Annotated in this window: 17 protein-coding genes; 15 read left to right on the top strand and 2 right to left on the bottom strand. The window is 68.8% G+C overall.

Annotation, left to right across the window (positions count from 1 at the left end):
- Positions 1 to 5: 5 nt before the first annotated feature.
- Positions 6 to 1,337, bottom strand: a complete 1,332-nt coding sequence (locus HUA76_RS20425; RefSeq protein ID WP_141647399.1) for a cyclic nucleotide-binding domain-containing protein — start codon at positions 1,335 to 1,337, stop codon at positions 6 to 8.
- A gap of 40 nt (positions 1,338 to 1,377) precedes the next feature.
- A complete protein-coding gene (locus tag HUA76_RS20420) occupies positions 1,378 to 3,495 on the bottom strand; it encodes an FHA domain-containing protein (protein WP_174457154.1) in 2,118 nt (705 codons plus the stop codon).
- Between the two features lie 175 nt (positions 3,496 to 3,670).
- Between HUA76_RS20420 and HUA76_RS20415 the strand changes: the two genes are divergently transcribed.
- From HUA76_RS20415 to HUA76_RS20345, 15 genes are all read left to right on the top strand, one after another.
- Positions 3,671 to 5,152, top strand: a complete 1,482-nt coding sequence (locus HUA76_RS20415; protein ID WP_174461828.1) for a TldD/PmbA family protein — start codon at positions 3,671 to 3,673, stop codon at positions 5,150 to 5,152.
- A gap of 18 nt (positions 5,153 to 5,170) precedes the next feature.
- Positions 5,171 to 6,517, top strand: coding sequence for a TldD/PmbA family protein (locus tag HUA76_RS20410; protein ID WP_174461827.1), 1,347 nt, complete (start codon positions 5,171 to 5,173; stop codon positions 6,515 to 6,517).
- 122 nt (positions 6,518 to 6,639) lie between these two features.
- A complete protein-coding gene (locus HUA76_RS20405; RefSeq protein WP_174457157.1) occupies positions 6,640 to 7,659 on the top strand; it encodes a ParB/RepB/Spo0J family partition protein in 1,020 nt (339 codons plus the stop codon).
- A gap of 31 nt (positions 7,660 to 7,690) precedes the next feature.
- A complete protein-coding gene (locus HUA76_RS20400; protein ID WP_141647404.1) occupies positions 7,691 to 9,082 on the top strand; it encodes a sigma-54 dependent transcriptional regulator in 1,392 nt (463 codons plus the stop codon).
- 193 nt (positions 9,083 to 9,275) lie between these two features.
- Positions 9,276 to 10,181, top strand: coding sequence for a type II secretion system protein GspC (gspC, locus tag HUA76_RS20395; protein ID WP_174457158.1), 906 nt, complete (start codon positions 9,276 to 9,278; stop codon positions 10,179 to 10,181).
- 24 nt (positions 10,182 to 10,205) lie between these two features.
- Positions 10,206 to 12,782 (top strand): type II secretion system secretin GspD, encoded by a 2,577-nt coding sequence (gene gspD, locus HUA76_RS20390; protein WP_174457159.1) that lies wholly within the window; start codon positions 10,206 to 10,208, stop codon positions 12,780 to 12,782.
- A 6-nt stretch (positions 12,783 to 12,788) separates the two neighbouring features.
- Positions 12,789 to 14,603 carry a type II secretion system ATPase GspE gene (gene gspE, locus HUA76_RS20385; RefSeq protein ID WP_141643871.1) on the top strand — a complete coding sequence of 605 codons (1,815 nt, stop codon included), beginning with the start codon at positions 12,789 to 12,791 and terminating at the stop codon, positions 14,601 to 14,603.
- Between the two features lie 40 nt (positions 14,604 to 14,643).
- Positions 14,644 to 15,900: a type II secretion system inner membrane protein GspF gene (gene gspF, locus HUA76_RS20380; RefSeq protein ID WP_141643870.1), complete on the top strand. Its 1,257-nt coding sequence runs from the start codon at positions 14,644 to 14,646 to the stop codon at positions 15,898 to 15,900.
- A 12-nt stretch (positions 15,901 to 15,912) separates the two neighbouring features.
- Complete coding sequence (locus HUA76_RS20375) at positions 15,913 to 16,068, top strand: hypothetical protein (RefSeq protein WP_174457160.1); 156 nt, start codon at positions 15,913 to 15,915, stop codon at positions 16,066 to 16,068.
- Positions 16,069 to 16,129: 61 nt separating this feature from the next.
- Positions 16,130 to 16,558 carry a type II secretion system major pseudopilin GspG gene (gene gspG, locus HUA76_RS20370; RefSeq protein WP_141643869.1) on the top strand — a complete coding sequence of 143 codons (429 nt, stop codon included), beginning with the start codon at positions 16,130 to 16,132 and terminating at the stop codon, positions 16,556 to 16,558.
- Positions 16,559 to 16,626: 68 nt separating this feature from the next.
- Positions 16,627 to 17,043 (top strand): type II secretion system protein GspG, encoded by a 417-nt coding sequence (locus HUA76_RS20365; protein ID WP_254614350.1) that lies wholly within the window; start codon positions 16,627 to 16,629, stop codon positions 17,041 to 17,043.
- Positions 17,040 to 17,783: a prepilin-type N-terminal cleavage/methylation domain-containing protein gene (locus HUA76_RS20360; protein ID WP_174457161.1), complete on the top strand. Its 744-nt coding sequence runs from the start codon at positions 17,040 to 17,042 to the stop codon at positions 17,781 to 17,783. The genes HUA76_RS20365 and HUA76_RS20360 overlap by 4 nt, the downstream gene beginning before the upstream one ends.
- The gene (locus HUA76_RS20355) at positions 17,780 to 18,706 is read left to right on the top strand and encodes a prepilin-type N-terminal cleavage/methylation domain-containing protein (RefSeq protein WP_174457162.1); all 927 of its coding nucleotides are present in this window, start codon (positions 17,780 to 17,782) and stop codon (positions 18,704 to 18,706) included. Before HUA76_RS20360 ends, HUA76_RS20355 begins: the two co-directional genes overlap by 4 nt.
- Entirely contained in the window at positions 18,703 to 19,377 is a 675-nt protein-coding gene (locus HUA76_RS20350) for a type II secretion system protein J (protein WP_141643865.1), read from the top strand. The genes HUA76_RS20355 and HUA76_RS20350 overlap by 4 nt, the downstream gene beginning before the upstream one ends.
- The gene (locus HUA76_RS20345; protein WP_141643864.1) at positions 19,377 to 20,768 is read left to right on the top strand and encodes a general secretion pathway protein GspK; all 1,392 of its coding nucleotides are present in this window, start codon (positions 19,377 to 19,379) and stop codon (positions 20,766 to 20,768) included. Before HUA76_RS20350 ends, HUA76_RS20345 begins: the two co-directional genes overlap by 1 nt.

Below are 20,768 nucleotides of genomic sequence, written 5' to 3'. Positions count from 1 at the left end.
GCTCCTCACGCCGCCTCGGGCTCGAGCACCAGCTCGTCCGCGTCGATGATTTCCAGGGGCCGCAGCGCCTCGCCAATCTGCTTCAGGCGACGGTCCGACAGCTGCTCCAGGTACGTGCGGATGTGCGGGAAGACTCGCACCAGTTCGTGGAACGCGTTGCGCTCCAGGAAGGCCGCCGCCGTCTTGCGCGTGGCCGCCACGGTGGCCGACGCACGCAGGCCCGTCAGCAGGGAGATTTCCCCCGCCACGTCACCCTCGCGCAGCACGCCCAGCGTCACGGTGCCGCCCGCCGGGTCCTCCTTCTGCACCACCAGCTCTCCGGCCAGCACGAGGAACAGCCCTGGCGAGTGCTCACCCTCCACCAGCACCTTCTCGTGCCCCTGGAGCGCGCGGAAGGCGAAGCGCTGCAGCATGGCTCCGCGCTCCGACTCCGGCAGCGTCTGGAACATGGGCGAAGTCGCCATCAGGTTTCGCGCCATGCGCTGCTGCGCGAAGTCCGCCAGCACCTGCGGCACGGCCGGGTGATTCTTGGCCACGGCGTTGAGGTGCTCGCGGCGAATCTCGAAGACCTCCGTGTCCGACACCGCGGACACCGTCGCGGTGGGAGGCGCGCCCGTCAACAGGGCAATCTCGCCGAAGATGGAGCCACCGCCGAGGAAGCCCAGCGTCTTCGCCTCGCCGTCCATCTGCCGCGTCACCTCCGCCTTGCCCGCGACGAGCACGTAGAGGTGGTCGGCCGGCTCGCCCTCTCGGCTCACCACTTCCTCCGGCCTCACCCGACGCCAGGCCATGCGGCCCACCAGGTCGATGAAGGCCTCCCGGTCCAGCTCCGCGAACAGCGGCAGCGGAGGCCGGCTGTTGGGGTCCGCGGAGCCGCCCGGGTCCGGCGCGGCCAGCACCTCGATGGCGCGGTTGGAGAGCTCCTCGCCCACCAGGCCCATCAGGTCCGTCTCCACCTTGCCGTCGTACAGCGTCTCCGGCGGCAACGGCGGGGGCACCGCGGCTCGGCCCGGCGCGCTGCGCACCGCGCGCGAGTGGACGCGGATGAGCGTGTCCTTCAGGCGTCGCTCGTTGGGGGCCAGCTCCAGGGCCAGCTTGCACGCGGCCATGGCGGACAGCAGGTAGTCGCGGCGCAGGAGTCCCTCCGCGCACGCGTGGTACGACGTGACGGCGCGTTCGCGCTCGCCCAGCTCCGCCAGACACCGGGCCGCCATCATCCGCGAGCGGTGGTCCGCGGGGACGCGACGTACGGCCTCCGCGAACACGGCGAGGGCGCGCTCGAACTGGCGCTCCTCGATGAGGTCCATTCCGAGTTCACGCAGCGACGACTCGCTCATCCCATGTCTCCACGAACCTTCGTTGTTGCAGCAGCGCCGCTCACGGCTGGAGCTCGCTCAGGTACATCTCCGCCTTGCGCTTCGTATCCGAGCCCTCGGGCGCTGTCTCGATGACAATCTTGAACTTCACCGCCGCGGACTGGGGGTCCCTGTCGCGCTCGATATAGGCGCGCATGTAGAGCTCCTCCACCTTCTTCTGCAGGTCGTCCAGGCCGTCACGCGCCCGGCGGTCCCCCGGGTTGAGGCGCAGGGCCTCGCGGAAGTTGAGCCCCGCCGCCGCCAGGTCCCCCTTCTTCAGCGCCGCCTGTCCCGCCGCCAGGGCCGCCGACGCCAGCTGCTCGTCCAGCGTGTTGCCCAGCGAGCCCTGGAAGCCAATCTGCCGGTACAGCTCCGCCGCCCGGCGCAGCGGCTTCGACGCCGACTCCAGCGCGTTGGACGCCAGCTTCTTCTGCGCGTCGTCCAGCGAGCGCTGGAACTGGGGAATGAGCGTCTTCAACTGGCGCGCCCGCTCCTTCACGTCCTTCTCCGCCTTGTACTTCTCCGTGACGCGGTCGCACTCCAGCACCGCGCGCTGATAGTCGCCGCCGTTGAAGCGCCGCTCCACGTCGGTGAAGGCCTCCTCGAGGAAGAGCTTGCGCTCCTCCTTGGCGTTCAGCGCGGCGCGCTCGCGGTTGGCGCGGTCCCTTCGCGCACCGTCCGCGGACTCCTTCGCCAGCTCCGCCTCCAGGTCCTGGAGCTTCTGCGCATAGGCCGGCTTGTTCAGGTCCGGCACGCGGTCCAGCAGCGGACGCGCCGCCTCCGGGTCCCGGGCCGCGAGCGCGTCTTCCATCTGCTGGATGCGGAACGCGGCGTCCTTCTCCTCCAGCTCCGTCTCCAGCTTGCGCCGGATGTCGTCCATCTTGGCCGTGCCCTGCGGCGTGGCCGCGAGCTTCGTGCGCGCCTCCTCGAACTGCTGGGCGACCATCAGCGCGCGCACGGACTCGAAGGACTGCACCACCTCCAGCTGCTTGCTCGCCGCCTTGCCCAGGCCCTCCTCGTCGACGCCCGGCCGCAGCTTCTCCGCCTCCTCGACGAGCCGCACCGCGGTGGCGTAGTCGTCCGCGCGCACCGCCTCGCGCGCCTTCTGCATCAGCAGCTTCGAGCGCTCGATGTTCGGATCCACCGGCGGCGGAGGCGGCGGCCCGGAGGGGATGAACAACAGGCCCAGCATCAGCAGCACCACCACACCGCCACCCACGGCGATGAGCAGCTTCGTCTTCGAGTTCGGCCCTCCACCCGTGACGGCGCTCCTGGGGGGCGGACGGGGACGGGGGATGGCGATGGCGCCCTTGCCCTTGTTCTGCGCCTTGTCCTGGAACCCGTCCGGCACCCGGTAGTTGGCGTTGGTCATCTCGTTCAGCCGGGGATCATTCGGATCCACGTCCGAACCACGAGCGGCGCCCGCGGCCTTCCGGGCCTCGTCCTTCTCCTTGGCGGCCTCCTCGCGCTCGCGCTTCTCCTCGGCCTCGCGAGCCTCCGCCTGCGCGCGCATCTCCTTGATCTGCTCCGCCTCGTCCACGAAGCGAAGGCGCGTCTTGCCCATGGCGATTTCATCGCCGTGCTTGAGCAGACACTCGTCCACGCGCTGATCATTCACCTGGGTGCCGGAGATGCTGCCCAGGTCTCGCATCGCCACGCCGGTCTGGCCGTAGACGAGCTCCAGGTGCCGGCGCGACACCGACTGGTCGTCCAACACGAAGTCGCAGTCCTTGCCGCGCCCCACCACCATCCGCACGCCCTGGAAGCGCTTCTTGCGCCCCCGGTCCGGTCCGGCCAGCACCAGCATCTGCACGGGCGGACCCGCGCGCGTGGACTCGGAGTTGTCGTCGTCGTCGTCGCGGCGCACCGCGTCCTCGCGCGACTCCGGCACGGCGCCCACGCGCGTCTCATCCGTGCGGGAGCGGGGAGGTTGCGCGTCACCGTACAGCTCCGGGTTCGCGGGGCCGTCGGGATAGCCTTCTTCCCCGGAGAGGGGTGCGGCGAAATCCTCGTCGGCGGGTGACGCCTCGCGCGGAGGGCGAGCCCGGGCTGACGGCTTCGCCGATGGAGAGTCCGCCCCCGCGTCACCGCCGGAACGGCCGGCGCCAGCGCGAGGAGAGGATGGAGGACGAGCAGGCATGGGGTGGGGTCCAGGTTCCGAAACGTCGGCCATCTTAAAGCGCCGGCCCCCACGGTGGGAATGCGACAGGCCAGCCCGCGGGGAAAGAAGGGCGGCCATTGTCCGTTGCTCCCGGAGATTTCCCCTCCTATGTAGGTTTCCACACCCCCCACCGCTTCACCGAGGGAGTTCCTGAATGCCCCGAGCGTCCGCGCCGACCCGACGCGCCCCTTCTTCCCAGCTCGCCCCCCTGGCGGCCCGGCGGCCCTCGCCCGCTCCCCTGCTGCCCCAGCCGCTGCTCGAGCGACTGCTGGCGGTGGCCATGGAGCGCGGGGGTGACTTCGCGGAGGTCTACGTGGAGCGCACCCACAGCACCAGCGTGGTGCTGGAGGAGTCGCGCATCAAAAGCGCCCAGACGGGCCTGGTCCAGGGCGTGGGGGTGCGGGTCATCTCCGGAGGAAAGGTGGGGTACGCCTTCTCCGACGACTGGGACGAGCCCGCGCTGCTGCGGGCGGCCTCCACGGCGGCGATGATTGCCCAGGGCCAGGGCTCCGAGCGCGCCTTCCCCGTCTCCCGCGTCGCGGTGCCCAGCCACTACCGGGTCCCCACCCCGCTGTCGGACGTGGAGGTGTCGCTCAAGGCGTCCCTGCTGACGCGCGCGGACCAGGCGGCGCGCGCGTTCGACTCGCGGGTGACGCAGGTCAATGGCGCCTACGCGGACCAGACGCGGCGCCTCGCGGTGGCCAACACGGAGGGGCGCTACACCGAGGACACCCAGGACTTGTGCCGCATCTCCGTGCAGGTGGTGGTGCAGGGCAAGAAGAACGAGCGGCGCACGGGCATGTACGGCGGGGGCGGCCGGGTGCCGTTCACCCACTGGGCCACCTTCCCCCCGGAGGAGGTGGCCCGTGAGGCGGCGCGACAGGCGGTGGCCACGCTGGGCGCGGTGGACTGCGCCGCGGGCCCGCAGACGGTGGTGCTGGCGCCCGGCTGGAGCGGCATCCTCCTGCATGAGGCGGTGGGCCACGGCCTGGAGGCGGACTTCATCCGCAAGGGCACGTCGCTGTTCGCCGGCAAGCTGGGAGAGAGGGTGGCCTCCGAGCTGGTCACCGTCATCGACGACGGCACGGTGGCCAGCGGCCGAGGCTCCATCAACATCGACGACGAGGGGACGCCGGGCGAGCGCAAGGTCCTCATCGAGAACGGCGTGCTCAAGGGCTACCTCTACGACAACCTCAACGCGAAGCTGATGGGGCAGCGCTCCACGGGCAGCGGGCGGCGCGAGTCCTTCCGGCACCTGCCCATCCCCCGCATGACGAACACGTTCCTCGCGCCGGGCAACCACCACCCCGACGACATCCTGAAGGAAGTGAAGCGCGGGCTGTACTGCGCGACCTTCGGTGGCGGGCAGGTGGACATCAGCAACGGCAACTTCGTCTTCGAGGTGAGCGAGGCGTACCAGATTGAAGACGGCAAGCTGGGCCGCCCGGTGAAGAACGCCATCCTCATCGGCGTGGGGCCGGAGGCGCTGAAGAACGTGTCCCGCGTGGGGTGCGACCCGCAGCCGGACCCGGGCATGGGCGTGTGTGGGAAGAACGGGCAGTCGATGCCGGTGGGCGTGGGCCTGCCCACGCTGCGCATCGACAACGTCACCGTGGGCGGAACCCAGGTCGGTTGAGAGAGAGCGCCAGACACCATGGACTACCAGAAGCTCGCGAAGAAGATCGTCCAGCGCGCCACGAAGAAGGGCGCCCACCAGGCAGAAGCCTTCCTGGAGGTGAGCCGCCAGAGCAACGTGCGCGTGCGCGAAGGACAGATTGAAGACCTCACCCAGTCCACGTCCAAGGGCGTGGGACTGCGCGTCGTCGTGAAGGGCCGGCTCGGCTTCGCCTTCACGTCGGACTTCGAGCCCTCGGGGCTGGAGCTCCTCGTGGACCAGGCGCTGAAGCTGGCCGAGGCCGCCGCGCCCAGCAAGCTCAACGGCCTGCCCGGCGCGAAGGAGCTGGGCCGCTACGGAGACACGGGCGATTTGTATGACCCGGCCGTGGCGAACCTGCCCGGCGACTGGAAGGTGAAGGCCGCGCTGGAGATGGAGAAGGCGGGCCGCGCGGAGGACTCGCGCGTCACGACGTTCAACGCGGTGGGCGCCGGGGACTTCGTGTCCGAGGTGTACGTCGCGTCGTCGGAAGGGATGGCCGGAGGCTACTCGGGCACGTACGTGTACCTGTACGCGCTGCCGGTGGCCGCCGCGGACGGCCAGCTCCAGAAGGGCTACTGGCTGGACTACAAGCGCTTCCTCGCGGACCTGGAGTCGCCGGAGTCCATCGGCCGCGAGGCGACGCGGCGCGCGGTGCGGATGCTGGGCGCGAAGCGTGTGAAGACGCAGCAGGTGCCCGTGCTCTTCGACCCGCTCGTCACCGCGTCCTTCATGTCGGGCGTGGCCAGGGCGGCCAGCGGCAACGCCGTGCACCAGCAGGCCAGCATGCTGGCGTCGCTCCAGGGCAAGCGGCTCGCGAGCGAGCACGTCACGCTGGTGGACAACGGGCTCCTGTCGCGAGGCCTGGCCACCGCGCCCTTCGACGGCGAGGGCGTGCCCACCCGGCGCACCCCCATCATCGACCGGGGCGTGATGTCGAACTTCCTCTATGACGCCTTCACCGCGCGCAAGGCGAAGGCGCGGCCCACGGGCAACGCCAAGCGCGGCTACAACGCGCTGCCCACCATCGGTACCAGCAACCTGTATCTGGAGGCGGGCACCACGCCGCCCGAGCAGCTCATCCGCGAGGTGGACCGGGGCTTCTACGTCACGTCGCTGCTCGGCCATGGGGCAAACCCCGTGACGGGAGAGCTGTCCGCGGGTGCCAACGGCCTGTGGATTGAAAACGGCGAGCTGACGCACGCGGTGCAGGAAGTCACCGTGGCCGGCAACGTCCTGAAGATGCTCCAGGACATGGACGGCGTCGGCAACGATTTGCAGTTCCGAGGCGGCACCGTGGGCGCGCCCACTGTCCGCTTCCGGCAGCTCACCCTCTCGGGAGAGTAGCCCTACCTCCCGCGTCCCCCTAGCGTGGGCGACGCGGGAGGCCCCCTCCCCCACGTGTTGGGGGAGGCGAATGTCAGGGCCTCCGGCTACACCTTTCGTCCGCAGCGCAGGAGGGCGCACCCATGGCAGCGAAGTCCGCACGAAAAAAGACGGCCGCCGCCGCGAAGGCGAAGCCGGCCACCACCCCTCGCAAGCCCCGTCGCAAGAAGGCGGACCCCAAGTCCCGGGGCCTGACGCCCGCGGACGTGGCCAGCGACTCGGTGGAGTACCCCATCGACATCCTCGAGGCCGTGCGCACCGACGGCGGAGAGGTGCTCGGCGTCTACCGCGAGCCCCTGGGTGGCCACCCCGTGGTGCTCGCGGTGCTGCCCATCGACAAGGTGGAGCCCACGCCCTACCAGCGGGACTTGTCCGAGCCCCACGTGAAGCGGCTCGCCAGCGCCATGGAGCGGTTGGACCGTTTCCTGGACCCCGTCATCGCCGTGCGCAAGGACGGCAAGTACTGGACGCCCAACGGCAACCACCGCCTGCACGCGAGCAAGCTTCTGGGCGCCAAGTCCATCATCGCCCTGCTGCTCCCCGACGAGGACGTGGCCTACCAAATCCTCGCCCTCAACACGGAGAAGGCCCACAACCTCAAGGAGCGCTCGCTGGAGGTGGTCCGCATGTACCGGGGCCTCGTCGGCGCGGGCCGCGAGGGCAAGGAGACCGCCTTCGCGCACCTGTTCGAGGAGCCTTCCTTCGTCACGCTTGGCGCCGCGTACGAGAAGCGCCCCCGCTTCTCCGCGGGCGCCTACCACCCCTTCGTCAAGGTGGTGGAGGACTTCCTCGACAAGCCGCTCGGGGCCGCGCTCGCCCTGAGAGAGGCCCGGGCGGACCGGCTCCTGGAGCTGGACGACGCCGTGGTGGCCGTCGTCAACGGCCTCAAGGAGCGGGGCCTGCAGAGCCCCTACCTCAAGAACTTCGTCGTCGCGCGCATCAACTTCCTGCGCTTCCGCAAGAACGGCGGCAAGCCCGACTTCGACGAAACGCTGGACCGGATGCTGGCCAGCGCGCTCAAGTTCAACCTGGAGTCCGTCAAGCGCGAGGACATCGGCCGGATGGGCGGTGGCCCTGTCGAGTCGGACGACGAGCACGCGTAGGGAACGGGGATTGCAAGAAGCGGCGCCCATCATGACCACCTCCACCGTTCTCGTCGTCGACGACGACCGCGCCAACCTCGACTCCGTGACGCGCATCTTCCAGCGGGAGAACATGGCCACGCTGTCCGCCGCCAACGGGACGGAGGCGCTGGAGATGCTGCGCCGTCCGGAAGTCACGGTGATGGTGACGGATTTGATGATGCCCGGCATGGACGGGCAGGAGCTGCTCCGCGCGGCGCGCACCATCCGCCCCGACGTGGAGGTGGTGCTGATGACCGCCTACGGAACGGTGGAGACGGCCGTGGCGGCGATGAAGGACGGCGCCTACGACTTCATCACCAAGCCCCTCAAGCGCCACGCGCTGGTGAAGGCCGTACAGAAGGCGCTGGAGAAGCGGGCCCTCGTCTCGGAGAACCAGACGCTCAAGGCGAAGCTGGCGGAGATGAGCGCCGCGGGCGGGCGCACCATGGTGGGCCAGTCCCCCGCCTTCCGCGCCATGCTGGACACCATCCGCCAGGCGGCGCCCTCCACCGCCACGGTGCTGCTGCTGGGCGAGTCCGGCACCGGCAAGGAGCTGGCCGCGCGCTCGGTGCACGAGTACTCCAGCCGGGCCAAGGGCGCCTTCGTCGCCGTCAACTGCGGCGCGCTGCCGGAGAACATCCTGGAGGCGGAGCTGTTCGGCGTGGAGCGCGGCGCCTTCACCGGCGCGGTGGCCCGGCGCGAGGGCCGCTTCGAGCGCGCCCATGGTGGCACCCTCTTCCTGGACGAAGTCGGTGAGATGCCGCTGCCCGCCCAGGTGAAGCTCCTGCGCGCGCTGGCCGAGGGCGAAATCGAGCGGCTGGGCGGCACGCAGATCGTGAAGGTGGACGTGCGGTTGGTGGCCGCCACCAACAAGGACCTCCAGAAGGAGGTGGCAGAGGGCCGCTTCCGCGAGGACCTCTACTACCGCCTCAACGTGGTGGAGATCCGCGTCCCCGCGCTGGCCTCGCGCCGGGAGGACATCCCCCTGCTGGCGGACGCGTTCCTGCGCCGCTTCGCCGCCAAGAACGGCAAGGTGCTGCGCGGCTTCTCTCCGGAGGCGCTCCAGACGCTGGAGAACTACGCCTGGCCCGGCAACGTGCGAGAGCTGGAGCACGCCGTCGAGCGCGCGGTGGTGCTCGCGCGAGGCGAGGTGCTGGAGGCCAGCGACCTGCCCGAGTCGGTGCGCAAGGGCCCGCTCGGCGCCGCCTCCCAGCTGGTCATTCCCATTGGAACGCCCATGGAAGAGGTGGAGCGCCGGGTGATCCACGAGACCTTGCGCCACACCAAGGGCGACAAGACGCTGGCCGCCCGGCTGCTGGGCATCGCGGCCCGCACCATCTACCGCAAGCTGGAGCGCGAGCAGTCCAACGGCGGCGAGCCCCCCGCCGGAAGCGAGGACTGACAGGCCGTCACAAAGGCCCCCACCTGGCTTTGACAATTTGTCCCAAGGCTCGGGGCAGCTCGCTCAGTCGCCCGGAGCTGTCCCTCATTCCGGAATAATTTCGAGCGCTTGGCCGTCCCCCTTGATTGGCCCCACTGGCCCGCGGTGGCACCTGGCTTGCTCTCCACGGGTTCGGCTTTCTCTCGGAAGCGTGATGGAACTCTTCTTTCGAAAATACTTTTGGACGGTGAACCTGCTGTTCGTCCTCCTCGTCGCGCTGCTGGCGGCGAAGACGGTGAACCTGTTCGTCGAGTCCGCCATCTCCCCGGTGCCCACGTCGGGGGCCGCCGCGCGCGCGCCCGCCAACGCCCGGCCAGCCCAGTCCGCACTGGCGCTGCCGGACATGGAGCAGCTGTCCCGGGTGACTGGCATCAAGATTCCGGAGCCGGAGGTCCCGGTGGCGGAACCCACCGCGCCTCAGGTCGACCCCAACGCGGCCCCCGTGAAGAGCGGCCTGCGCGTGAAGCTCCTGGGCACGCTCGTCGCGGGCAACCCCGACTGGTCCTTCGCCTCCATCCAGGACATGGTGACGCAGCGCTCGCAGACGTACATGGTGGGCAATGCCCTGCAGGGCGCCACCGTGCTCGAAATCGAGCGTGAGCGCGTCATCGTCCTCAATGGCGGCCGCAAGGAGTTCATCGACGGCAACCCGGGCGACGGCGCTCAGGCCTTCACGCCGCCCACGCCTCCGGTGGCGCAGGCGAACACCGCGTCCACCAGTGGCATCCGCGCCGTCAGCGACAACGAGTACGAAGTGCCTCGCGCGGAGATCGACAAGACGCTCAACAACCTCAACGACGTGGCCATGCAGGCGCGCATCGTTCCCGCCTTCAAGGACGGCCAGGCCGTGGGGTTCAAGCTCTTCTCCATCCGCCCGGACTCCATCTACTCGAAGATTGGAGTCCAGAACGGCGACGTCATCCGCCGCATCAACGGATTCGACCTCAACAGCCCCGAGAAGGCGCTCGAGGTGTATTCGAAGATGAAGGACTCATCCCGCATTGAAATCGAGATCGAGCGCAACGGCGCGCCGATCCGCAAGTCCTACAACGTCCGTTAAACCCCACGCCGCGCCCGCTCCTCCATGAAGACGCTCCCGTCCTGGATGCTCTGCCTGTGCCTCGCGCTCGCCGTCCCCGCGCAGGCGCAGCGCCGCCCCCCTCCGCCCGGCACCTCCGCGCCTTCAGCGCCGGGTGAGCGGACCATCACTCCCCAGTCGTCGCCCCCGGGCGCCGACGAGTCCAATCAGGGTTCCCGGCGTACGCCCACGTGCGAAGAGGCCCGGCGCAACGCGCGCTACGGCATCTACTTCGACAAGGTGGAGATCGAAAAGCTCGTCCAGACGGTCGCCGACGCCACCTGCCGCACGTTCATCCTTCCGGAGAACGTGCGCGGAAAGATTTCCATCATCGGCCCGGAGAACGGCCGCGTCGAAGTGGACGCCGACGCGTTCTACTCCGCCTTCCTGGCCTCACTCGACGCCAACGGGCTCGCCGCGTACCAGTACGGCCGGTTCATGAAGATCGTCGACAAGCGCTCGGCGAAGCAGAACCCCATCCCCACCATCGTCGAGGATGGCCAGCCGTACACGACCAACGAGCAGATGATCACCAAGCTGTTCCGCATCCGCAACGTGGAGGTGGAGCCCCTGCGCGGGGTACTGCAGCAGCTGGTCTCCAAGGACGGCGACACCATCCCGTATCCGCCGGACACCATCATCGTCAACGACGTGGGCTCCAACATCCACCGACTGGAGCGCCTCATCGACCAGTTGGACACGCGCGCGGCCAGCGACGAGCTGCGGGTCATCCAGGTGCAGTACGCCTCCGCGCAGGACGTGGCCACCACGGTGCAGCGCCTCTTCGAGGCCAAGGGCGCCCGTCCCGGTCAGCGGCCCGGCACCTTCACGCAGGGCGTGCCGCCCGCCGGACAGCCCGGTGGTGAGGTGATTGCCCAGCCCGCCTCGGGCGGCCAGGAGGCGTCCGCCGGACCGGTGACGCTGTCGCAGATCATCCCGGACGAGCGCACCAACAAGCTCATCATCGTGGCCAGCCCCGCCGCGTTCGAGCGCATCCAGGACATCGTCACGCAGATCGACATCCCCTCCGGCACGGGCGGTCGCATCAACGTCTACTACCTGGAGAACGCCAACGCGGAGGAGCTGGCCAGCACGCTCCAGTCGCTGGCCCAGGGCACCGCGAACCGCCCGCGCTCGCCGATGCCGAACATGCCGCAGGGCGCCCCGCGTCCCGCCGGCACCACCCAGGCCGCGGAGCTGTTCAGCGGCGAGGTGAAGATTTCGGCCGACAAGGGCACCAACTCGCTGGTCATCGTCGCCAGCCAGACGGACTACAAGAACATCGTCCAGGTCATCCAGCAGCTCGACACGCCGCGCCGCCAGGTGTTCGTCGAGGCCGTCATCATGGAGGTGAACCTGGACCGCAACGCCGAGTTCGGCGTCAACCTGCACAGCGGCTTCGCGCTCCAGACGGACCGCGGCGCGGCGCCCGGCCTGATTGGCACCAACAACGGCGGCCAGGGCCTTCCGCCCTCGCTGAGCCTGGCGAACCTGGCGTCCTTCGGCGGCTTCCTCGCGGGCCTTCAGGGTCCGGTGATTCCGGCGCTGGAGAAGCTGGGCCTGGACATCCCCGCCTTCGGCGTGGTGCTGCACGCGATGCAGCAGAGCTCCGACGTCAACGTGCTCTCCACGCCGCACATCCTCACCAGCGACAACGAGGAGGCGGAAATCACGGTGGGCCAGAACGTGCCCTTCCAGTCCGGCTTCTCGCCCTCCTCGCTGGGCTCCCAGGTGGGCGGCGCTGGCGGGGCGGCGGGTGGCCTCAATCCGTCGCTGCTCGCCGGTCTGGGCGGTCTGGGCTCGCTGTACGCGCCCATCCAGCGCCAGAACGTGGAGCTGAAGCTGACCGTCAAACCGCAGATCAACGACAGCGACTACATCCGCATGGTCATCACGGAGCAGACGGAGGAAATCGCCTCCAATGACCCGGTGCTCGGTCCGACGACGAGCAAGCGCAGCGCGAAGACGACGGTCATCGCCAAGGACCAGGAGACGGTGGTGCTGGGCGGCATCATGCAGGACCGCACCATCGAGTCCGTCACCAAGGTCCCGGTGCTCGGCGACATCCCCATCATCGGCAACTTCTTCCGGGAGACGTCGCGCAAGAAGACGAAGACGAACCTGCTGCTGTTCCTGACGCCCTACATCATCCGGGGCCCGGAGGACTTCCGCACCATCTTCGAGCGCAAGATGAAGGAGCGGCAGCAGTTCGTGGAGCAGTTCTACGGCCAGGTGCCGGGCTACGACGTGGCGGTGGACTTCAGCCGCAAGCCCGGTCCGCTGTCGCGGATGAACCAGGCCGTCATCCGGGAGCGCAACCGCGCGGAGAACGGCGGCCCCGGGCTCCACGGGGAGAAGGTCATCGGTCCGAGCTCCTCCTCGCCTGCTCGCCAGGACTCCGCGCCGTCCACGCGGCCCACGCCTGCCCCGTCGCCTGAGCCGGAGGTGCGGGAAGTGGCTCCGCCCCCCGCGGGTTCCGAAGAGTCAGCCCCCGCGGCCCCGACGCCCGAAGCGCCGTCTCCGGAGTCCTCCGGAGACGCGTCGCCAGAGCGCCTGCGCATCCAGCCTGAATCGGGGAACTAAGAGCCCATGAACGTGACCGCCGACCCCACCCTCGCCACCGCCGCGCCCGGCGCGGCCACCGCCCGGAACGACTCCACCCAGGTCGTCGCCCACGGGCAGGCCTTCCTCTGCGGAAGGCCCCTGGGGGAAATCCTTCGCGCGCTCGTCCCCTCGCTCACCGAGGAGAAGCTCCACGAGGCGCTCGCCGCCCAGGAGGAGAAGGGTGGGCGCATCGGTGAGGTGCTGGTGGGCCTCAAGGCGGTCTCCGAGGAGGACGTCGTCAAGGCCCTGGGGCACCAGTTGGACCTGCCCTACCTGGCGCGCATCTTCACGGAGGAGGTGGACGCGGAGCTGGTCAAGCGCATCCCCATCAACTTCGCCAAGCAGTCGCACATCCTCCCGCTGTCCGTGGAGGGTGACGCGGTGGTGCTGGCGGTGGCGGACCCGCTGGACACGTCCACCATGGACCACGCGCGGCTGCTGTTGGGGCAGAGCATCAGCCCCCGGCTCGCGCTGGCCTCCACCATCACCGACGCCATCAACAGCGTCTATGACCGCTCCATCAACGAGGCCGAGCAGCTGGTCGACGAGATGGAGACGCAGGACCTGGACGCGCTCGCCCACGAGCTGGACGAGCCGCAGGACCTCCTGGACACGGACGACGAGGCACCGGTCATCCGGCTGGTGAACTCCGTGCTCTTCCGCGCCGCCAAGGAGCGCGCGAGCGATATCCACATCGAGCCCATGGAGCGCGAGCTGCTCGTGCGCTTCCGCGTGGACGGTGTGCTCCAGGAAGTCATCAAGCCGCCCAAGCGCTACCAGAACGCCATCGTCAGCCGCGTGAAGGTGATGGGGCAGCTCAACATCGCGGAGAAGCGCCTTCCGCAGGACGGCCGCATCCGCATCAAGCTGGCCGGCCGCGACATCGACATCCGTCTGTCCACCATCCCCACCACGAACGGGGAGCGCATCGTCATGCGTCTGTTGGACAAGACGGCGACGCTCCTGGACCTGGCGGAGATTGGCATGAGCCAGGTGACGCTCCACGCGATGGAGGCGGTCATCAAGCGCTCGCACGGCATCGTCCTCGTCACCGGCCCCACGGGCTCCGGCAAGACGACGACGCTCTACGGCGCCCTGTCGAAGATCAATACCTCCGACCTGAACATCCTCACCGTCGAGGACCCGGTCGAGTACCAGCTCAAGGGCATTGGCCAGATGGCCATCAACCCGAAGATCGGCCTCACCTTCTCCCAGGGCCTGCGCTCGTTCCTCCGCCAGGACCCGGACGTCATCATGGTGGGCGAGATTCGCGACAAGGACACCGCGGAGATCGCCATCCAGGCCTCCCTCACGGGTCACCTGGTGCTCTCCACGGTGCACACCAACGACGCCGCGGGCGCCGTCACCCGTCTGGTGGACATGGGCGTGGAGCCCTTCCTGGTGGCCTCGTCGCTCACCGGCATCCTCGCCCAGCGACTGGTGCGCCGGGTGTGTCCCGACTGCCGCGTGGCCTACCAGCCCACGGACGTGGAGCTGAAGGAGCTGGGGCACTCGCTCGCCTCGTTCAAGGCGCGCTACGGGACGGACCGCATCTACAAGGCCGTGGGCTGCCCCACGTGCAACCGCAACGGCTACCGCGGCCGCACGGGCATCTACGAGTTCCTGCCCGTGGACGACGACGTGCGCCAGTTGGTGCTGAAGAACGTGGACGCCTCCACCATCAAGAAGTCCGCCACGAGCAAGGGGATGATCACCCTGCTGGAAGACGGCGCGCGGAAGATTTCGCTGGGCGAGACGACCATCGCCGAAGTGCTGAGCATCACCCAGGAGGACATGTAACCGACAGCTCCTCCCTGGGAGGGGCCGGGGTCATCGAGCCATGCCGGTCTTCGAGTACAGAGGTCTCAATTCCGCGGGCAAGCAGATCAAGGGCCTGTTGGAAGCCGACTCGCCCAAGACGCTGCGCTCCAAGCTGCGCGCCGACGGCGTGTTCCTCACGGACGTGCTGGCCCAGGCGGAAGGCAGCCGGGGCGCGGTGTCCAAGGGCGCCAACGCGGCGCAGGTGTCGCGCGACATCGACCTGCGCAAGCTGGGCCGGGGCCGCGTCAACACCGACGACGTCGCCATCTTCACCCGGCAGCTGTCCACGCTGCTGGGCGCCGGCGTCACGCTGGTGGAGTCGCTCACCGCCCTGGTCGACCAGGTGGAGAAGGAGCGCTTCAAGCGCGCCCTCTCCGACATCAAGCAGCGCGTCAACGAGGGTTCGACGCTGGCGGACGCGCTCGCTCAGCACCCGAAAATCTTCCCCAACATCTACGTGAACATGGTGCGCGCGGGCGAGGCGTCCGGCGCGCTGGACGCGGTGCTCACGCGCCTGGCCGACTTCACGGAGAACCAGGCCCGGCTGCAGCAGAAGATCCTCAGCACCATGCTCTACCCCGCCATCATGATGGTGGTGGGCGGCGGCATCCTCGTGGCGCTGATGGTGTTCGTGGTGCCGAAGGTCACCAAGATCTTCGAGACGATGAAGGCGACGCTGCCGTTGAGCACGCGCATCCTGATCGCCACGAGCAACTTCTTCCAGAACTGGTGGTTCGTCGCCGTGCCGATGATGGCCCTGGGCGTGTGGCTCTTCATGCGCTGGACGAAGAGCCCCAAGGGCAAGCCGAAGTGGGACCGCTTCGTGCTGAAGGCGCCCGTCGTCGGCAGCCTCGTCCGCCTGCTGTCCATCTCCCGCTTCGCCCGCACGCTGTCCACGCTGCTCAAGAGCGGCGTCCCGCTGCTGGCGGCCATGGACATCGTCAAGGCCATCATGACGAATACCGTGCTGGCCGAAGTCATCGAAAAGGCCCGCGACTCCATCCGCGAGGGCGAGAGCATCGCCACTCCGCTCAAGCGCTCCGGGGAGTTTCCGCCGCTGGTGTACCACATGGTCGCCATTGGAGAGCGCTCCGGACAGCTGGAGGACATGCTCACCAACGTCGCGGACAACTACGAGACGCAGGTGAACGTGCGCATTGGCGCACTCACCTCGCTCCTCGAGCCCCTGCTCATCGTGGTGATGGGCGCGGTGATTGCATTCGTCGCCCTCTCCATCCTGTTGCCGATTCTCCAGGTGAACTCGGCCATCCGGTGAGGTGCCAGGGACATGACGAATGACACGCTCGACCGTTGGATTCAGCGCGCGACGCTCGCGGCGATGATTGCCCTCGCGGCGGCGCTGGTGACGGTGGGGGCCCGACTCTACGGGCCCCGAGCCCCCGTGCCGCCCGCAGGGGTGGTGGACGGGCCCCGGGCACCCTGACAGGAAGTCCTGAACACGATGCGGTGGCTTGCCAGAAAGTCACCCCGAGGTGAGAGCAGACATGAGCCAGAACACCCACTCGCAGCAGCGCCGCCGCCGCAACCGCCGCGGCATGACCCTCATCGAAATCATGGTGGTCATCACCATCCTCGGCCTCATCGCCGCCGCCGTCGGCGTGGCGGTGATTCCGCAGCTCGAGGCGGCCCGAAGGGACAGGGCCTCCCTGGACATCAAGAGCATCCAGGGCGCGCTGAAGCTCTATTACACGAAGAAGGGGAAGTACCCGGACACGTCCTCGGGCCTCAACGCGCTGGTGGAGACCCAGTCGCTGGAGCAGATGCCCAAGGATCCGTGGAACAACGACTACGTGTACCTGAACGAAGGCGGCAAGCCCGTCATCATCTCCTACGGCGCGGACGGCACCGCCGGCGGCGAGGGCAACGACGCGGACATCTCCTCCGCGGACGGCGCCTCCGCCAAGAACAAGTGAAGAAGTAGCGCACCCCGCGTGTTGACAGGGCTTCGGGTATGAACGTGCAAACCTCACTTCCATCCCAGATGCCCTCGCCCGCGGGGGCCCTGCGCCCCCAGACGAAGGGGCGGCTGCTGCTGGCGGCCATCTTCCTGGTGGCCACCGTGCTGGCGTTCGTCCTCGTCTACGTGACGGACGACCGCTCGCTGGTGCCGGAGCAGCGCCGGGCGCGCGGAGAGATTCGCAAGCTGGAGGGCCTGTTCAAGGCGCACAACCGGCTGATGGGGCGCTTCCCGTCGAAGGAGCAGGGCTTCACGCCGCTCATCGAGGCGAAGCTCATCGACTCCGTGCCGTTGGACCCGTGGGGTCACCCGTACGTCTACTGGATGGATGGCAGGAATGGCGCCGTCATCTCCTACGGGGCGGACGGCAAGAAGGGCGGCGTGGGGACGGACGCTGACCTGAGCAGCGGGGGCGTGCTGACGGACTGGGGGCAACCATGACGCGTGTCAGGACAGCGACCGGGCGGCGCACGCTCCACCGAGCCCAGCGCGGCCTGACGCTCATCGAGATCTCCATCGCCATCATCATCGTCGCGATGCTGTTCTCCGCGGCGGTGATGGGCATCGGCTCGCTCACGGGCGCCAAGGCCAAGGGCGCCGCGGGGGAGCTTGCGGGCACCATCCGCTCGCTCTACGACTCGGCGGCCCTGCGCGGCAAGACGTGCCGGCTCGTCTTCGAGATTCCGGACCCCAAGGAGGAGAAGGCCACGCGCTACCATGCCGAGTGCGCGGAGAGCGCGGTGACGACGGCCAGGGACCGCGACACCGCCCTGCGCGACGAGAACCGCGAGCGCGAGCAGGCCCGGCGCTCCAACCGGGGCAATACCCAGGGCAACGAGGAGCGCCGCAGCTACGTGGCCTCGGGCGGAGACGCGCCCAGCGCGCAGGAGCTGATGGACGGAGAGAAGGAGCGCGTGCAGAACGCGGCGCGTTTCTCCTCGTTCACCTCGGAGGAAGTGCCGGCCAGGGACCTGCCCGCGGACGTGCGCGTGTCGGTGTGGACGCGCCAGCAGAAGGAGGCCGTCGACAACGGCGTGGCGTACCTCTACTTCTTCCCGCAGGGGTACACGGAGAAGGCGTACGTGTACGTGAGCCAGGGCGACAACGCCTGGACGCTGGACGTGTCCCCGCTCACCGGCAAGGTGACCATCGCGAACGACGTGCTGGAGGTGCCGCGATGAGGCGCTCCTCGGGCTTCACGCTGCTGGAAGTCGTCGTGGCGCTGGCCATCCTGGGCCTCGCGTTGATGGCCATCTTCGACCTGAACGCGGGCGCGGTGTCCAACCACGTCTACACCAAGCGCCTCACGGTGGCCTCGCTCCTGGCGCGCGCGAAGATGACGGACGTGGAGCAGAAGCTCTACGACGACGGCTTCTCGCCCGACGACGACGAGGAGTCCGGCGACTTCTCCGACGAGGGCTGGTCCCAGTTCAAGTGGAAGGCGCGCATCATCGCCCCGAAGCTGGACGGCGTGTCGCCGGACCAGCTCATCGGCGCCCTCTTCAACCTGCCCATCGGCGGCGGGGACTCGGATGACCCGATGAGCGGCATCGCCAGCCTGTTCGGCGGAGGTGCCGGTGGCGGCAAGGACGGCGCCTCTGGTGGACCGCAGCCCGCGGGCGGAGGCCTGGGGGGCGCGGCCATGGGCATGGCGCAGCCCATGTTCACGCAGATGGTGCAGCAGCTCACCCAGACGGTGCGCGAGGTGCACCTCACCGTGTACTGGCAGGAGGGCACCCAGTTGGAGAGCATCGACCTGGTGACGCACGTGGTGTCGCTCGGGCCGGGCTCGGACCGCAACGGCGGCTTCACGGCCACGCAGGGCACCACGCCGGGCGCCGACAACCAGTGGGTGGACCCCGACAGCCCGGGGATGATCGTGCAGAACCCCATCCCCGGCCCCAACGGCACCATGCTCCATCCGGAGACGCGCAAGCCGCTGATGCGCCGCTCGGAGTGGCTGCAGCGCGCCAATGGCGGCAGCCAGCCGCAGCGAGGCGGCGGTAACGGCGGCGTCGTTCCCACCCCGGGCGGCGGCATCTTCGGAGGCGGTCGTCCGTCGATTCCGAACTTCCCCGGCATGCAGCAGAGGAACGACCGATGAGGACCGGGCGCGCGCGCGGCTTCACGCTGATGGAGGTCATGGTGGCGGTGGCCATCACCGCCCTGATGGGCACGGTGGTGGCCATGGCCTTCCAGACGGGCCTGACGGCGAAGGAGTCTGTGGAGGAGGACGCGGACCGCTACCGGCAGGTCCGGGTGGCGATGAACCGGATGGCCCGGGAGATTGGCTCCGCGTACGTGAGCGACAGGTTCGACCTGAAGCGCTTCCGCGACCAGCAGGACCGCCCCACCAACTTCGTGGGCGAAAGCGACCGACTGCTGTTCACCACGTTCGCCCACCAGCGGCTGTACACGGACGTGAAGGAGTCCGACCAGGCGGTGGTGGAGTACTTCCTGGAGGCCTCCGACGACCGGGCCGCCAAGGGCCGCGTGGACCTCAAGCGCCGCGTGAATCCCAACGTGGATGACCGCATGGACCGGGGCGGCACGACGGACGTGCTGTTCGAGGGCGCCAAGAAGCTGGAGTTCGAGTACTGGAACTCCGAGAAGAAGGAATGGGATGACGAGTGGGACACCCGCCGCACGGAGCAGAAGACCATCCTGCCCACGCGCGTGCGGATGTCGATTACCGCCGTGGACGAGACGGGCAAGGAGGCGCGCTACTCCACCCAGGCGCGCATCATGTTGAACACCGAGCTGCCGAGGTACTGATGCCCCTGCCCTTCTTCCAGCAGACGCCCCGGCGGCGCCGTCCCAGTCCGCCCACGTCCGGAGCCGCGCGCGGCCCTGGTGGGGAGCGGCGCCCGCGTGGCGTGGCGCTCATCATCGCGGTGGTCTCCATCGCGCTCCTGACGGTCATCGCCACCGAGTTCGCCTACAACAGCCGGGTCGATCTCCAACTCGCGGCCAATCAGCGGGACGAGGTGCGCGCGTATTACATGGCGCGCTCGGGAGTGGCGCTGTCGCGGCTCCTGCTTCGCTTCCAGAAGCAGGTGGACCAGACGCCCATCCCCAACCCCGCGTCGCTGCTGGGCAGCCTGATGGGCAACCAGGGCAATCAGGGCAACACCCCGCAGCCGACGTCGCTCAACCTCCAGCTCTGGAAGATGGCGCGGGTGGACTGCCACATGCTCAAGGGCATGGTGAAGAGCGAGGGCCTGGAGCCCGAAAACGATGCTCCGCCGCTGGCCCCCGTGGACGAGGACGACCCGAACTTCGACATGAAGGACGGCGAGGACCCGGCGTCGCGGGAGATGTCGCAGCAGATGACGCGCCGCTCGTTCGGCGGCTTCGAGGGCTGCTTCCTGTCCACCATCTCCGACGAGGAGGAGAAGCTCAACGTGCACCGGCTGGTGGCGGGCGCGGGCGACGCGCTTCCCACGGCGCTGCGGATGTTGGACATGCTCGAAGACAAGCGCTTCGAGTTCCTCTGGGAGCGCGACGACGCGAACAAGGTCCGCGGCAATCCGCGGGAAGTGATGCTGGCCATCAAGGACTGGGCGGACGACGACGAGACGGGCTCCACCATCAACCCGGCGGACCCCGTCAACCCCATGCCCTCCGGATTCTCCGATGAGGGCTCGCCCTACAGTCGCTACGAGCCGAGCTACGAGCCGAAGAACGCGCGCTTCGACAGCATCGACGAGCTGTACCGGGTGCACGGGGTGAATGACCAGTTCATGTCGGCGTTCCGTGACAGGCTCACGGTGTACCCGGACATCAACTCCCGGCCCAACATCAACACGGATGACCCGGTGATGATGGGGCTGGCCATCATGTCCGTGGCGGACCCGGCCCGGCCGGACCCGCGATTGAAGGACCCGGTGTTCCTCAACGAGCTCATCACCCGCATCCGCAGCGCGCGCATGTTCAGCTTCTTCGGCATGGGCGTGCAGGACTTCGTCGCCGTGGTGGAGAGCGCGGGCATCGTGGTCAATCCCGCCGTGAAGTCCAACGTGGCGGGCAATCGCCTCATCGGCGACAAGAGTCAGACGTTCACCATCAAATCCGTGGGAGAGGCGGGCAACGTGCAGAAGACGCTGACCGCAGTGGTCCGGCTGGACGACACGCTGGGCAGGCTCCTGTACTGGAGAGAGGAATAG

It is taken from the genome of Myxococcus sp. CA056 (genome assembly GCF_013336715.1).
GTDB lineage: Bacteria > Myxococcota > Myxococcia > Myxococcales > Myxococcaceae > Myxococcus > Myxococcus llanfairpwllgwyngyllgogerychwyrndrobwllllantysiliogogogochensis.
This window is presented reverse-complemented; position numbering and strand designations above follow the sequence as displayed.

What these genes read in the sequence shown, in the direction of transcription:
- HUA76_RS20355 (WP_174457162.1), top strand. Translation starts at nt 17,780, where the DNA reads ATGAGGCGCTCCTCGGGCTTCACGCTGCTGGAAGTCGTCGTGGCGCTG.
- gspC (WP_174457158.1), top strand. Translation starts at nt 9,276, where the DNA reads ATGGAACTCTTCTTTCGAAAATACTTTTGGACGGTGAACCTGCTGTTC.
- HUA76_RS20360 (WP_174457161.1), top strand. Translation starts at nt 17,040, where the DNA reads ATGACGCGTGTCAGGACAGCGACCGGGCGGCGCACGCTCCACCGAGCC.
- HUA76_RS20375 (WP_174457160.1), top strand. Translation starts at nt 15,913, where the DNA reads ATGACGAATGACACGCTCGACCGTTGGATTCAGCGCGCGACGCTCGCG.
- gspG (WP_141643869.1), top strand. Translation starts at nt 16,130, where the DNA reads ATGAGCCAGAACACCCACTCGCAGCAGCGCCGCCGCCGCAACCGCCGC.
- HUA76_RS20410 (WP_174461827.1), top strand. Translation starts at nt 5,171, where the DNA reads ATGGACTACCAGAAGCTCGCGAAGAAGATCGTCCAGCGCGCCACGAAG.
- HUA76_RS20415 (WP_174461828.1), top strand. Translation starts at nt 3,671, where the DNA reads ATGCCCCGAGCGTCCGCGCCGACCCGACGCGCCCCTTCTTCCCAGCTC.
- gspD (WP_174457159.1), top strand. Translation starts at nt 10,206, where the DNA reads ATGAAGACGCTCCCGTCCTGGATGCTCTGCCTGTGCCTCGCGCTCGCC.
- HUA76_RS20425 (WP_141647399.1), bottom strand. Translation starts at nt 1,337, where the DNA reads ATGAGCGAGTCGTCGCTGCGTGAACTCGGAATGGACCTCATCGAGGAG.
- gspE (WP_141643871.1), top strand. Translation starts at nt 12,789, where the DNA reads ATGAACGTGACCGCCGACCCCACCCTCGCCACCGCCGCGCCCGGCGCG.
- HUA76_RS20345 (WP_141643864.1), top strand. Translation starts at nt 19,377, where the DNA reads ATGCCCCTGCCCTTCTTCCAGCAGACGCCCCGGCGGCGCCGTCCCAGT.
- HUA76_RS20350 (WP_141643865.1), top strand. Translation starts at nt 18,703, where the DNA reads ATGAGGACCGGGCGCGCGCGCGGCTTCACGCTGATGGAGGTCATGGTG.
- HUA76_RS20400 (WP_141647404.1), top strand. Translation starts at nt 7,691, where the DNA reads ATGACCACCTCCACCGTTCTCGTCGTCGACGACGACCGCGCCAACCTC.
- HUA76_RS20365 (WP_254614350.1), top strand. Translation starts at nt 16,627, where the DNA reads ATGCCCTCGCCCGCGGGGGCCCTGCGCCCCCAGACGAAGGGGCGGCTG.
- HUA76_RS20420 (WP_174457154.1), bottom strand. Translation starts at nt 3,495, where the DNA reads ATGCCTGCTCGTCCTCCATCCTCTCCTCGCGCTGGCGCCGGCCGTTCC.
- gspF (WP_141643870.1), top strand. Translation starts at nt 14,644, where the DNA reads ATGCCGGTCTTCGAGTACAGAGGTCTCAATTCCGCGGGCAAGCAGATC.
- HUA76_RS20405 (WP_174457157.1), top strand. Translation starts at nt 6,640, where the DNA reads ATGGCAGCGAAGTCCGCACGAAAAAAGACGGCCGCCGCCGCGAAGGCG.